Origin of the sequence: Streptomyces sp. NPDC005202, from assembly GCF_040608235.1 — a bacterium.
Lineage (GTDB): Bacteria > Actinomycetota > Actinomycetes > Streptomycetales > Streptomycetaceae > Streptomyces.
Window position 1 is genome coordinate 108,950 of the sequence record NZ_JBEXHW010000018.1, and the last position, 13,288, is coordinate 122,237.

General features: G+C 70.9%; 14 protein-coding genes. 9 read left to right on the plus strand and 5 right to left on the minus strand.

Annotated features, from left to right (window positions below):
* Positions 1-8: 8 nt before the first annotated feature.
* Both ABZV31_RS24140 and ABZV31_RS24145 read right to left on the minus strand, forming a co-directional pair.
* Complete coding sequence (locus ABZV31_RS24140) at positions 9-611, minus strand: helix-turn-helix domain-containing protein (protein WP_355897412.1); 603 nt, start codon at positions 609-611, stop codon at positions 9-11.
* Positions 612-674: 63 nt separating this feature from the next.
* Positions 675-1,154, minus strand: coding sequence for an Lrp/AsnC family transcriptional regulator (locus tag ABZV31_RS24145; RefSeq protein WP_355897414.1), 480 nt, complete (start codon positions 1,152-1,154; stop codon positions 675-677).
* Positions 1,155-1,277: 123 nt separating this feature from the next.
* Between ABZV31_RS24145 and hppD the strand changes: the two genes are divergently transcribed.
* The 4 genes from hppD to nthA are packed head-to-tail and all read left to right on the plus strand — an operon-like array spanning position 1,278 to position 3,649.
* Positions 1,278-2,426, plus strand: a complete 1,149-nt coding sequence (hppD, locus tag ABZV31_RS24150; protein ID WP_355897417.1) for a 4-hydroxyphenylpyruvate dioxygenase — start codon at positions 1,278-1,280, stop codon at positions 2,424-2,426.
* A 36-nt stretch (positions 2,427-2,462) separates the two neighbouring features.
* The gene (locus ABZV31_RS24155) at positions 2,463-2,780 is read left to right on the plus strand and encodes a hypothetical protein (RefSeq protein WP_355897420.1); all 318 of its coding nucleotides are present in this window, start codon (positions 2,463-2,465) and stop codon (positions 2,778-2,780) included.
* The gene (locus ABZV31_RS24160) at positions 2,773-3,078 is read left to right on the plus strand and encodes an SH3-like domain-containing protein (RefSeq protein WP_355897423.1); all 306 of its coding nucleotides are present in this window, start codon (positions 2,773-2,775) and stop codon (positions 3,076-3,078) included. The genes ABZV31_RS24155 and ABZV31_RS24160 overlap by 8 nt, the downstream gene beginning before the upstream one ends.
* A complete protein-coding gene (gene nthA, locus ABZV31_RS24165) occupies positions 3,068-3,649 on the plus strand; it encodes a nitrile hydratase subunit alpha (RefSeq protein ID WP_355897426.1) in 582 nt (193 codons plus the stop codon). The genes ABZV31_RS24160 and nthA overlap by 11 nt, the downstream gene beginning before the upstream one ends.
* A gap of 23 nt (positions 3,650-3,672) precedes the next feature.
* Here the strand turns inward: nthA and ABZV31_RS24170 are convergent, their stop codons facing one another.
* Positions 3,673-5,094 (minus strand): tetratricopeptide repeat protein, encoded by a 1,422-nt coding sequence (locus tag ABZV31_RS24170; protein WP_355897478.1) that lies wholly within the window; start codon positions 5,092-5,094, stop codon positions 3,673-3,675.
* A gap of 129 nt (positions 5,095-5,223) precedes the next feature.
* On the opposite strand from ABZV31_RS24170, the gene ABZV31_RS24175 reads away from it, so the two are divergent.
* Positions 5,224-6,630 (plus strand): FAD-linked oxidase C-terminal domain-containing protein, encoded by a 1,407-nt coding sequence (locus tag ABZV31_RS24175; protein WP_355897428.1) that lies wholly within the window; start codon positions 5,224-5,226, stop codon positions 6,628-6,630.
* Between the two features lie 12 nt (positions 6,631-6,642).
* Here the strand turns inward: ABZV31_RS24175 and ABZV31_RS24180 are convergent, their stop codons facing one another.
* Entirely contained in the window at positions 6,643-7,062 is a 420-nt protein-coding gene (locus tag ABZV31_RS24180) for an SsgA family sporulation/cell division regulator (protein ID WP_355897431.1), read from the minus strand.
* Between the two features lie 247 nt (positions 7,063-7,309).
* Between ABZV31_RS24180 and ABZV31_RS24185 the strand changes: the two genes are divergently transcribed.
* Together ABZV31_RS24185 and ABZV31_RS24190 are read left to right on the plus strand one after the other, a co-directional pair.
* Positions 7,310-8,962 carry an RDD family protein gene (locus ABZV31_RS24185; protein WP_355897434.1) on the plus strand — a complete coding sequence of 551 codons (1,653 nt, stop codon included), beginning with the start codon at positions 7,310-7,312 and terminating at the stop codon, positions 8,960-8,962.
* 87 nt (positions 8,963-9,049) lie between these two features.
* On the plus strand, positions 9,050-9,625 hold the full coding sequence (locus ABZV31_RS24190) for an RDD family protein (protein WP_355897436.1): 576 nt from the start codon (positions 9,050-9,052) through the stop codon (positions 9,623-9,625).
* Positions 9,626-9,627: 2 nt separating this feature from the next.
* Here the strand turns inward: ABZV31_RS24190 and ABZV31_RS24195 are convergent, their stop codons facing one another.
* Entirely contained in the window at positions 9,628-9,906 is a 279-nt protein-coding gene (locus ABZV31_RS24195; RefSeq protein ID WP_355897439.1) for a hypothetical protein, read from the minus strand.
* A gap of 388 nt (positions 9,907-10,294) precedes the next feature.
* Between ABZV31_RS24195 and ABZV31_RS24200 the strand changes: the two genes are divergently transcribed.
* Positions 10,295-12,646, plus strand: a complete 2,352-nt coding sequence (locus ABZV31_RS24200) for an immune inhibitor A domain-containing protein (RefSeq protein ID WP_355897441.1) — start codon at positions 10,295-10,297, stop codon at positions 12,644-12,646.
* A gap of 122 nt (positions 12,647-12,768) precedes the next feature.
* Entirely contained in the window at positions 12,769-13,116 is a 348-nt protein-coding gene (locus tag ABZV31_RS24205) for a hypothetical protein (RefSeq protein ID WP_355897444.1), read from the plus strand.
* Positions 13,117-13,288 lie beyond the last annotated feature (172 nt).

Here is a 13,288-nt window from a genome sequence, read left to right on the forward strand (position 1 = left end):
CTCTGCCGTCAGTCCGTGTTCATCGGGAAGGTGTGCGTGTGGACGCGCACACGCTCGGCGCCGGGGGCGTCCGCCGTTCCGGGCAGGTCGCGGTAGCTCTCGACGAGGGCGTGCATCTTCTCGATGAGTTCGCGGGCGAGTTCGGGCGTGAGTCGTAGGGTCATGTCGCTCAGGTCCGAGGCGTGGGCCCATTCCTCGGACCAGGTGTGCCGGTTGCCGAGCCAGGTGGACAGCTCCTGAGTGTGCTTCGTCGCCACCTCGTGCATGAGCATGTCTACGGCACCGCGCACGGTGGGGTCGGCGTCCGCGAGCAGGTCCTCGTCGAACATCAGGCCGTCGTGGGCGGCCTTCCACCACCGCTCCCGCCCCTTGCCGTGCTCGGGGGCGTCCTTAACGAAGCCGTACGTCGCCAGCTGCCGCAGGTGGTAGCTGGTGGCGCCGCTCGACTCGCCGAGCTTTTCCGCGAGTTGGGACGCCGTGGCGGGACCGCCGAAGCGCAGCGCGTCCAGCAGCCGCACGCGCAGCGGGTGGGCGAGCCCACGCAGTGAACGGGCGTCGAGGTGATGGATCTTGCGTTCCTGGGGCTGGGGCTGGGGCTGGGGCTCGGACATGCGTACAAAGATAGCGTTGCAAAGACTCCTTTGCAATGATTCCTTTGTAATCGTGCCCGGCGCTTATCCCCTTTCCCGGTCCTCCGCCGCCTGCTCCACCAGCGGGATGATCCGCAGCGGAACGGGGTTCTCCATCACGATCGCCGTGGAGGCCCGGACGATGCCGTCGAAACCGACGACCCGGTCGATCACGCGCTGAAGGTCGGCATTCGAGCGGGCCACCAGCCGGCAGAGCATGTCGCCGGTGCCGGTGGTGGTGTGCAACTCCAGCGCCTCCGGCACGGTCGCCAGATGCGCCCGTACGTCCGCCCCCTGTCCCTGCCGAATCTGCAGCGTCGCGAACGCCGTGACCGGGTAGCCGAGCGCCGCAGGATCCACCTCCGGGCCGAATCCGCGGATGACTCCGTTCGACTGAAGCCGGTCCAGACGGGCCTGCACGGTGCCGCGCGCCACCCCCAGCCGCCGCGACATCTCCAGCACGCCGATACGCGGCTCGCGCGCCAGCAGCACGATGATGCGGCCGTCCAGATGATCGATCGCCACGGCAGTCTCCCGGAGTGGTCATCCTGTACAGAAAGCCCGTCGAATCGGGTCATTCACTGGTCGGATTGCCCAGTGAATACGCAAACTATTGCGCACCTTGCGGGGCGGGGTGACGCTTCGGCCATGACGCAGACCACACGCCACACTCCCGACACGACCGCCCGGCAGGCCGACCCCTTCCCGGTCAAGGGAATGGACGCGGTCGTCTTCGCCGTGGGTAACGCCAAGCAGGCGGCGCACTACTACTCCACCGCCTTCGGCATGCAGCTGGTGGCCTACTCCGGACCGGAGAACGGCAGCCGCGAGACCGCGAGCTACGTGCTCGAGAACGGCTCCGCCCGCTTCGTGTTCACCTCGGTGATCAAGCCCGCCACCACCTGGGGCCACTTCCTCGCCCAGCACGTGGCCGAGCACGGCGACGGCGTCATCGACCTCGCCATCGAGGTCCCGGATGCGCGCGCCGCGTACGCGTACGCGATCGAGCACGGCGCCCGCTCGGTCGCCGAGCCGTACGAGCTGAAGGACGGGCACGGCACGGTCGTCCTCGCCGCGATCGCCACCTACGGCGAGACCCGCCACACCCTCGTCGACCGCTCCGGCTACGACGGCCCGTACCTGCCCGGCTACACCGCCGCCTCCCCGATCGTCGAGCCGCCCGCCCGGCGCACCTTCCAGGCCATCGACCACTGCGTCGGCAACGTCGAACTCGGCCGCATGAACGAGTGGGTGGAGTTCTACAACAAGGTCATGGGCTTCACGAACATGAAGGAGTTCGTGGGCGACGACATCGCGACCGAGTACAGCGCGCTGATGTCGAAGGTCGTGGCCGACGGCACGCTCAAGGTCAAGTTCCCGATCAACGAGCCCGCCCTCGGCAAGAAGAAGTCGCAGATCGACGAGTACCTGGAGTTCTACGGCGGCGCCGGCGTCCAGCACATCGCGCTCAACACCAACGACATCGTGCAGACGGTCCGTACGATGCGCGCGGCCGGGGTGGAGTTCCTGGACACGCCCGACACGTACTACGACACCCTCGGCAAGTGGGTCGGCGACACCCGCGTGCCCATCGAGACCCTGCGCGAACTGAAGATCCTCGCCGACCGCGACGAGGACGGCTACCTGCTGCAGATCTTCACCAAGCCGGTCCAGGACCGCCCGACCGTCTTCTTCGAACTCATCGAACGGCACGGCTCGATGGGCTTCGGCAAGGGCAACTTCAAGGCCCTGTTCGAGGCGATCGAGCGGGAGCAGGAGCGGCGCGGAAATCTGTGAGGCCGAGGACGCCGAAGCGGACGTAGGCTGACGCCCATGGCCAGGATCAACGACGTGGGCGGCACGGTCGGCTTCGGCGCCATCGACACCGGCGACGACCCCGCGCCCTTCCACGCGGACTGGGAGGCGCGGGTCGTCGGGCTGTTCAACGCCCTGCGCGCACAGGGGATCTTCAACACCAACGAGTTCCGGGACGCGATCGAGTCGATGCCGCCCGCCGAGTACCTGACGACCTCGTACTACGAGCGCTGGTTCACGGCCATCTGCGCCCTGCTGGAGCGCAAGGGCGTGATCAGGCCGGGGGAGCTGACCGAGCCGGGTGAGCTGACCGAGCCGGGTGAGTCCGATGCCTGACCGCTTCCCGCCGGGGACCCGGGTCCGCACCTTCCCGCACGACCCGCCGCACCACACCCGCCTGCCGCGGTACGCGCGCGGCAAGCGGGGCGTCGTGGTCGAGCCGGAGGGCCGGGCGGAGCTGGCCGACGTCAGCGCGCAGGGACGCGGGGACGCACCGGTCGAGCAGGTGTACGCGGTGCGGTTCGCGGCGCGGGACCTGTGGGGCGAGGGCGACCACCACGTCGTACTGGACCTGTGGGAAAGCTATCTGGAAGAGGACGAAGAGGGCGAAGGGGACGCGGTAGATGAGCGGTGACCACTCCGATGCGGCGATCGCCCGGCGGGTACGGCGGCTGGAGACGCTGCTCGAGGAGAAGGGGGTGCTCTCCGGCGCACAGCTGGACGAGATCATCGACGCGTCCCGCTCCGGCGCGTCACCCGCGCACGGCGCCCGTGTGGTGGCCCGCGCGTGGCTGGACCCCGCCTTCAGGTCCCGCCTGTTGGCGGACGGGACGGCCGCGGTCCGCGAACTCGGCTACATGGAGGGCTCCTACCAGCGCCTCCGGGTGGTCGAGAACACGAAATCGGTTCACAACGTCATCGTCTGCACGCTGTGCTCCTGCTACCCCCTGCGCCTCCTCGGGCCGTCCCCCAGTTGGTACAAGTCCGAGGCCTACCGCTCCCGCGTGGTCCGCGAACCGCGCGCGGTCCTGGCCGAGTTCGGTCTGGAACTGCCGCCGGCCACGGAGATCACGGTGTGGGACTCCACCGCGGAGACCCGGTACATGGTCCTGCCGAGGAGGCCGGAGGGCACGGAGGGGCTGAGGGAGGAGGACCTGGCGGCGCTGGTGACGCGCAACGCGCTCATCGGCACGGCAACGGTGTAGACCCACACGCGCGGGCACCGAGCTCACCGCCGCCGGGCCTTCGCATCCTCCGTCGGCACCTCCTCCACCGCCGGTTCGCCCAACGCCCTCAACGCCGCCCTCGCCTCCGGCGCCTGCAGCGGCGAGAAGTACGGATTGGTCCGCAACGCCTCCTCCAGATGCCGTCGCGCAGGCCCGGACAGCTCCAGGTCCAGCTCGATCATCCCCCGGTGGTACGCGTACAGCGCACTGCGCACCCCGCCCCCCTTCTCCTTGTCCGTCGCGGCCTCGGCGAACTTCAGCGCCTCCGTGTCCTCCCCGGCCCGGTGCAGCGCCCACCCCAGCGCGTCGCCAACCGCGGTCCCGGGCTGCCGCCGCCATTCCTCCCTCAGGCGCTCCACCGCGGACTCCGGGTCGCCGTGGTCGGCCTCGAACCGCCCGAGCACCAGCTCGTCGTCGACCCCGGCGGCCGCGTCCTGCCGTACCCGCGTCAGCAGCAGGTCATACTGCTCCTCCGCCGCCTGCCCCAGCCCCAGCGACTCGTACAGTTCGCCCAGCTCCAGGGCGTATGCGGGAGACGGCTGCTTGTCGAGGGCCTTGTGGTAGGCGTTCAGTGCCTGCGACGTCCGTCCCAGCGCGGCCAGGGCCCGCCCCTGCCCGGCCAGCGCGGCCCGCTGGTCGGGATCGAGCCGCACCGCCGCCTCGAAGTGCCGCAGCGCGTCCTTGAGGTCCCCCCGCTCCCACGACATGCGCCCGGCCTGCTCCAGGTACGCCGCCCGCTCGGCGGGCGTGGTCGCGGCCGCCGCCGCGTCCGACAGCTGGGCCGCCGCGTCCTCGCGCCAGCCCCGGTCCCAGTAGACGCCCGCGGCCCGCGCCATCACGGCCGGCCCGTGGCGCAGTTTCACCAGCCGGTCGAGGGCGCGCCGCGCGGCCTGGTAGTCGCCGAGCCCGGTGTAGGCGTCGATCAGCAGGGGATACGTCGTCCATCGCTTCGGCTCCAGCTTCAGCGCCGCCTCGCCCCAGGTCCGCGCCGCCCGGAAGTCGCGGCGCTCGTTCGCCAGCGCCGTCAGGCCGTCCAGGGCCTCCGCGTTGCCCTTCGGGCGCAGATGCAGCGAGGTCCGCAGCGCCTTGTCGGCCTTCGGGTAGTTCGCCGCGAGGGCCGTCCGCCGCCCCTGCTCCACGTAGGCCGTCCCGAGCACCGCCCACGCCCGCGCGTCCTGCGGATGCGCCCGCAGATGCCGCTCACGGTTGCCGATCAGCGCCGCCAGGTCGGGCAGCGCGGCCGGCACTCCGGCCGTCACCGCCGTCAGCGCCCCCGGTCCGGGCGCCGGCGCCGGCGCGGGCGCCTTCACCGCATGCCGCTGCGAAGGCAGCACCAGCCACACCGCGCCGAGCAGGGCAGCGCCCGTGATCAGGGCGAGGAGCACCCGCCACAGCAGGCGGGGCCGGCGACGCCGCTCGGTCATCAGGGACGTGGCCGGGCTCTGCTGTCGGTTCTCCATGGCGCACACTGTGCGTCAATATGACGAGCGCCACCCAGCAGGCGGAGGGGTGCCGTGGACGGGGTTCACACCGATGGCCCCGGGTGCGAGGCTGTGATCGTGAGCCGTATTCAAGCCGCACCCGACGAAGCCCAGGGCAACCTCACCGACCGGCTCCTCGCGGGCCTGCCGACCGAGGCCGTCCTCACCGATCCCGACGTCACGACCTCGTACGCCAACGACATGGCGAGCTTCTGCCCCTCCGGCACCCCGGCCGTCGTCGTCCTGCCCCGCACGGTCGAACAGGTCCAGCACATCATGCGCACCGCCACCGAGCTGCGCGTCCCGGTCGTCCCCCAGGGCGCCCGCACCGGCCTGTCGGGCGCGGCCAACGCCTCCGAGGGCTGCATCGTGCTGTCCCTGACCAAGATGGACCGCATCCTGGAGATCAACCCGGTCGACCGGATCGCGGTCGTCGAGCCGGGCGTCGTCAACGCCGCGCTCTCCCGCGCGGTGAACGAACACGGCCTGTACTACCCGCCGGACCCCTCCAGCTGGGAGATGTGCACGATCGGCGGCAACATCGGCACCGCCTCGGGCGGCCTGTGCTGCGTGAAGTACGGGGTCACGGCCGAGTACGTCCTCGGTCTGGACGTGGTGCTGGCCGACGGGCGGCTCATGTCCACGGGCCGCCGCACCGCCAAGGGCGTCGCCGGGTACGACCTCACCCGCCTGTTCGTGGGCTCGGAGGGCTCGCTCGGCATCGTCGTACGGGCGATCCTGGCGCTGAGGCCGCAGCCGCCGCAGCAGCTGGTGCTGGCCGCCGAGTTCGCCTCCGCGGCCGCCGCCTGCGACGCCGTGTGCCGGATCATGGCGGGCGGCCACGTGCCCTCCCTCCTCGAACTCATGGACCGTACGACCGTGAAGGCCGTCAACGATCTGGCGCACATGGGCCTCCCGGAGACCACCGAGGCCCTGCTGCTGGCCGCCTTCGACACCCCCGACCCGGCCGCCGACCTCGCCGCCGTCGGCGCGCTGTGCGAGGCCGCCGGTGCCACCCAGGTCGTGCCGGCCGACGACGCGGCCGAGTCCGAACTGCTGCTCCAGGCACGGCGGCTGTCGCTCACCGCGCTGGAGGCGGTCAAGGGCACGACGATGATCGACGACGTGTGCGTGCCCCGCTCCAAGCTCGGCGAGATGCTCGAAGGGGTCGAGCGGATCGGCGAGAAGTACCAGCTCACCATCGGGGTCTGCGCCCACGCCGGCGACGGCAACACCCACCCGACCGTCTGCTTCGACGCACAGGACCCCGACGAGTCGCGGCGCGCCCGTGAGTCCTTCGACGAGATCATGGCCCTCGGCCTCCAGCTCGGCGGCACGATCACCGGCGAGCACGGCGTGGGCGTGTTGAAGAAGGAGTGGCTGGCACGCGAGATCGGCCCGGTGGGGGTGGAGATGCAGCGGGCGATCAAGCAGGTCTTCGACCCGCTGGGCATCCTGAACCCCGGCAAGCTGTTCTGACACCTCCTGCGCTCACGTGCCCGGAGTGAGCAGCTCGGTGAGACCGTTGTCGATACCGAGCTGCTCTCCTTCACTCCCCGGGGGGACCAGGCGCGGCGTGCGCTCCAGCCAGGCCGACACCTGCGCGGCCGGCGCCTCCAGCAGGGCGTCACCTTCGGGTGAACTCAGCGCCAGCAGGATGACGCTGCGGCCCTCCACCTTCGCCGGCCACACCCGCACGTCCTCGTGCCCGCACGGCCGGAACACCCCCTCCACGAGCAGCTCGCGGGCGAACGTCCAGTTCACCGGGCGGTCGGAGTCGACGTGGAAGGCGATGTGGACGGCGTACGGGTCGTCGGCGCGGTAGCCGAGCCGCGCCGGGACGGGGATGCCGCGCTCGGGCGACAGGACGAGCCTGAGCTCCAGCTCCCGCTCTACCACCGTGTGGTGCATGGCGTGCGTCTCCTCTCCGGGTACGGGGCCCTGGGGCGGGCCCGTACGAGGGGAGAGGGGACCGGGCGGCGAGCATTACGCGGGTTGACGGAACTTCCCCTTCCACCTGTGGCTCTTGGGTTGTGAAGTACATGTACGAGGTTGCCCGGAAAGGAGTGGGTCCGGCGGGAGTGGCGGTGGCGCCTGCCCCGGTCTGATAGATGTGGAGGCCTCCATACGACCCCCGAGCAGATACGGGACGAAGGACATGAGCGCCCCAACCCCGGCACCCGGCGACGACAGGCCCCGCGAGGGGTACTACCCGGACCCGTCCATTCCTGGATACGTCCGGTACTGGAACGGAGCTGCCTGGGTACCGGGCACCAGTCGGCCGGCGCCGACCGACGGCAAACCGCTCAGCCCGCCGCCCGGCGTGCGTCCCGCGCCCGCCGCGGCCCCGGCGGTCGAGGAGACGGGCCCGCACTTCTTCGACGAGGAACCGGTCGACGAGCCCGGCCCGGCCGGGGCGCAGCACGGCGGCCGCCCCGAGCCCGCGTCGGCATGGGGCGCCGACCCCTCCCGCCAGTCCGGCTTCGGCGGCGACCAGGACCGCCGCGTCTCCTGGGGTGCCCCGACGGGCGCCGACCCGAGGCTCCCGCACACCGCCGACCCCGCCGGCGCCCCGGCCCCGCCGGACGGCCGCGCCGCCCGCACGGACGGCACGGCGACGATCCCACCGGCGAGCCCGGACGCGGGCACGCCGTCCTCCGACGGCACGTTCGTCTTCCGCCGCCCGACGGCAGAGACCGGCGGAGCCGGGTCGGTCACGGGCGGCGCGCCGTCCCCCGGCATCCCGGGCCCCGGTGGCCCCGCCGACGAGGGCACCATGACCTTCCGCGCGGTACAGCGCACGGGCCCCGGCGACTCCGGTGCGGACGGATTCGGCGGGCAGGGCGCGTCGCGCGCGGCTGGTTTCGGGGCGCCGGGCCCGGCCGGGGCGGCCCCGTCCGCCGGCGGGCCCGGCTCGGCCGGTGCGCCCGCGTCCGGCAAGGGGGCTTCGGGCCCCGGGTTCGCCGCCGGGAAGGCGGCCGCCGCCCGCGCCGCGGCAGCGCAGGCGCAGGCCCACACGGGGGCCGCCTCCGCTCAGGCCTCGGCCGCCGCGGCGCCGGCTGCGAACCCGTCCGTCCCGTCGGTCCCGTCGGCCCCGTCCGCGGTGCCCGTGCCCCAGCAGTCCGGCACTCCCCTGGCCGCCGCAGCACCCGCCACCCCGGCCGCATCCGATCCCGTCGCCACCCCCGTGACCACCGGTCCCGGCGGGGGGCAGTCCTCCTGGGCCCAGCAGGTGCACCGGCTCGCGGGGGCGGCCGACGACCAGCCCGTCGCGCCCTGGAAGCCGCCCGTCGAGGACCCGTTCCAGGCTGCCGTGCGGCGCCAGGCCGCGGCGCGGCCCGCGGGCGTCGGCAAGCGGCTGGCCGCCCGGCTTGTCGACACGGTCGTCCTCGCGGGTGTCACCGCCGCGGCCGCCGTACCGCTCGGCACCAAGGCGGTCGACCACATCAACGACAAGATCGACGCGGCCAAGCTCTCCGGCCGCCCCGTCACCGTCTGGCTGCTCGACGGCACGACGGCGACGTACCTCGGCATCGTCCTCGCCGTCCTGCTGCTCTCCGGCGTCGTCTACGAGGTGCTGCCCACCGCCAAGTGGGGCCGCACCCTGGGCAAGAAGCTGTGCGGCCTCCAGGTGCGGGACATCGAGGCACACGAGCCCCCGTCCTTCGGCGCGGCCCTGCGCCGCTGGCTCGTCTACAGCGTGCCCGGACTGCTCGGCATCGGCCTCGTGGGCGTCGTGTGGTGCCTGTTCGACCGGCCGTGGCACCAGTGCTGGCACGACAAGGCGGCGCACACGTTCGTGGCGGGCTGACCAGGACGGCGTAGGGCGGGTCGGTTCCGTCCCCCTTACGGCCGCTCGCCGGATGCGGGCTCACGGGGTTCGGGGTCCACTCGGCCCATGAGCACCGAACCGCCCCCCGGCTCCGGACAGCAGCCACCCCCCTACGGAGGGAGCCCCTACGGGGGTGACCCGCACGGCGGCGGCCCGCACGGCGGCGGCCCGTACGCCACCGACCCGCTCGCCGGCATGCCCCCGCTCGCCGACAGCGGCAGGCGCACCCTGGCCCGGATCATCGACATGATCCTGGTGGGTATCGTCGTCGGGCTGCTCACCTGGGCCCTGCAGGTGCACGAGTACACGGTGAACGCCGACCGGATCGAGGTCGGCAAGTCCGTGGCGCAGTCGGTCATCGGCGTCGTGCTCTACATCGCCTACGACACCTTCATGATCGCCAGATCGGGGCAGACCCTCGGCAAGAAGTGGCTGGGCATGCGGGTGGCCAACCTCGACAACGGCTCCACCCCCTCCGTGCCGACCGCGCTGGGACGCGCGGCGGTGCTCTGGCTCCCCTTCTGGTTCTGCTGCGCCTGCCTCTGGCTGGCGATCTCGGGCGGCTGGAGCTACTTCGACCGGCCCTACAAGCAGGGCCTGCACGACAAGGCGGCCAAGACGGTGGTGGTCAGCACCGGTTGAGGTCAGGAAGCCGTCGGCTCCCGCACCGGCTCCACGCCGGCGGAGACGGGCTCCCGCTGCGCCGGTACCCACTCCTGACCAGGGGCCGCTTCGGGCGCCGACGTGCGCGGCTTCGGCAGCGGTACCGTCATGGCGACCAGGAGTCCCAGGGCGAGCGCCGCGAGGGCGATGACCGCGATCCCCAGGCCCGAACTCGTCTGTGACAGCAGCAGCATGGCGAGCGTCGAGAAGATCACGGTGCACGAACCGTAGGCGAGCTGTGCGGCAGTCGGACGCGGCATGGCAATCGTGTCCTCGAAGAAGTGGGGGTCTCCCCCCGTGCCTCTCGCTGTGGGGGAGGGTGCGGACATGAATCTATTCGCCTGCATGCCCGAGTGGAACGGCTGGTAAGCGTGACCTAACCCATGGTGCCGATGCATCGGGGGCGCACGGAGTCATACCGTCCCCGAAGTGGACGGAGCTGCACGCCCGTTGACGGGCATGCCCGCCGTCCGCAAGCGAACGTCGGCTCCGCCTAGTGCACTTGAACTGTCCAAGTCAAGGTCTGTCTTTTCTCGTAAACCTCTAGTCAAATGTCGTCACTTGACTACACGCGTTGATCGCGCGCGGACCTTCCACGGCCAGAGACCCCCCTTCCGCGCGTACGGACGCGTCAGGGGAGGACATCAAGTGACCAGCAGACCCTGGACGTTCAGAATGGCCGCGATCGGTGTCGCGCTCGCGGCGGCCACCGCCACGTTCTCGACGTTCGCCGTGGCGGAGGCCGCAACGACCGGCAAGTCCGCCTCCGTGAACCGGCACGACCCGCAGCCGGTCAAGCAGCAGGAGCACGACCTCGACGGCCCGCTGAGCAAGACGCAGGAGGCCCGGCGCCAGGAGGCTTTGAACCAGGTCATCGCCGGCAAGGCGCAGGTGAAGGACCGCAACGGCTCGAAGGTCGTCCAGCTCAAGAGCAAGAAGGGCGACAGCAAGTACGTCGAGCTGGGCCGGGAGAAGACCGACAAGATCTTCACCATCCTGGTCGAGTTCGGGGACTGGACCGACCCGAAGTACGGCGGCACCGCGGGCCCGCTGCACAACCGGATAGCCGCGCCGGACCGCAAGAAGGACAACAGCACGGCCTGGCAGAAGGACTACAACCAGAAGCACTTCCAGGACCTGTACTTCGGCACCGGCAACAACGTCGAGTCGATGAAGAAGTACTACGAGAAGCAGTCCTCGGGCCGCTACTCGGTCGACGGCGAGGTCTCCGACTGGGTCAAGGTCCCCTACAACGAGGCCCGTTACGGCTCCAACTACTGCGGCTCCACCAACTGCCCGAGCGTGTGGAACGTCGTCAGCGACGGCGTGAACGCCTGGGTCGCCCAGCAGAAGGCGGCCGGCCGGTCGGACGCCGACATCAAGGCGGACCTGGCCAAGTACGACCAGTGGGACCGCTACGACTACGACGGCGACGGCAACTTCAACGAACCCGACGGCTACATCGACCACTTCCAGATCGTGCACGCCGGCGAGGACGAGTCCGCGGGCGGCGGCGTTCAGGGCACCGACGCGATCTGGGCGCACCGCTGGTACGCCTTCGGCACCGACGCCGGCGCCACCGGCCCCGACTACAACAAGCTCGGCGGCGCGCAGATCGGCGACACCGGCATCTGGGTCGGCGACTACACCATCCAGCCGGAGAACGGCGGACTCGGCGTCTTCGCCCACGAGTACGGCCACGACCTCGGCCTGCCGGACGAGTACGACACCGCCGGCGGCGAGAACTCCACCGGCTTCTGGACGCTGATGTCCTCCGGTTCCTGGCTCGGCCGCGGCAAGGACGCCATCGGCGACCTGCCCGGCGACATGAACTCCTGGGACAAGCTGCAGCTCGGCTGGCTCAACTACGACACGGCGAAAGCCGGCGTCAAGTCCTGGCACAAGCTGGGCGTCGCCGAGTACAACACCAAGTACCGCCAGGCACTGGTCGTCTCCCTGCCCGACAAGGCGGTCACCACCGAGATCGTCACCCCGGCCCAGGGTGCGACCCAGTGGTGGAGCGGCAGCGGTGACAACCTCAAGAACACGCTGAGCCGTTCCGTCGACCTCACTGGCAAGAAGTCGGCCACCCTCACGCTCGACGGCTGGTACGACATCGAGGCGGGCTACGACTACCTCTACACCGAGGTGTCGACCGACGGCGGCGCCAACTGGACCGCCCTGGACGGTACGGTGGACGGCCAGGCCATCCCGCGCGACGGCAGCGACAAGCCGGCGCTGACCGGCACGGTCGACGCCTACAAGAAGCTGTCGTACCCGCTCGACGCCTACGCGGGCCAGAAGATCCAGCTCCGCTTCCGCTACCAGACCGACGGCGGCGTGGCCCAGAAGGGCTTCGCGGCCGACGAGATCACACTGACCGCGGACGGCTCGGCGCTCTTCTCCGACAACGCGGAGAGCGCGGACGCTAACTGGACGGCGAGCGGCTTCTCCCGCATCGGCGCGTCCTTCACCAAGGACTACAAGCTTTACTACATTGCCGAGAACCGCCAGTACGTGTCGTACGACAAGACGCTGAAGACGGGCCCGTACAACTTCGGCTTCTCGACGACCCGTCCGGACTGGGTGGAGCACTACCCGTACCAGAACGGCCTGTTGATCTGGAAGTGGGACACCTCCCAGGCGGACAACAACACCAGCGCCCACCCGGGCGTCGGCCTGATCCTCCCGGTGGACTCGCACCCGGCCGCCCTGAAGTGGTCCGACGGCACGCTGATGCGCAACCGCATCCAGGCCTACGACTCGCCCTTCAGCCTGTACCGCACGGACGGCATCACGCTGCACAAGGCGGACGTCGCGACGAAGATCAAGTCGTCGCAGGGGGTGCCGGTCTTCAACGACCACACCAGCACCTACTACGACGCCTCGAACCCGGCCGCCGGTGTCAAGATCACTGACACCAACACCAAGATCAAGATCAACAAGGAGGCCAAGGACGGCTCCACGATCGAGCTCGAGGTCGGACGCGCGGTGAAGTAGTTCGCATTTTCACAGGTCAGAAGCGTATCGGCGGCAAACCCCCTGGCGGGTTGCCGCCGATCGTGTTTAGGTGCGTCCTGTGGTTCTCTTATTGACACCGACCGGAACGGGGATGTGACTGCATGGCCGCAGGAGGTTTCTGCAAGCTGCCGAACGGCACGGTGGTGGTGGCCCTGAACCTGCCCAGCCCCGCCGCCGACGGCTCGGCTGGGGGCACCCCCTCCGGGGGAGTACGCGTACTCGTCCACGCCCGGAACCGCGCCCGCGCCCTGACCCGGCTGCGCAACCTGGGCATGCGCGCCATCTACCTGCGGGGCAACGCGGCCCCGCCGACCCCGGACGAGATCACCGCGGTCCTGCACCACCCCGACGGCCTGATATGGCGCACGGCCCCCGACAACGGTGTCACCGTGACGGAGCTGTGGCACCCGATCAGGGCCCTGCTGAGGCGCCAGACGGCACAGGCCTGACCCGGCCCCTGCTGAGGCGCCAGACGGCACAGGCCTGACCCGGCCCCTGCTGAGGCGCCAGACGGCACAGGCCTCACCCGGCCCCTGCTGAGGCGCCAGACGGCACAGGCCTCACCCGGCCCCTGCTGAGGCGCCAGACGGCACAGGCCTGACCCGGCCCCTGCTGAGGCGC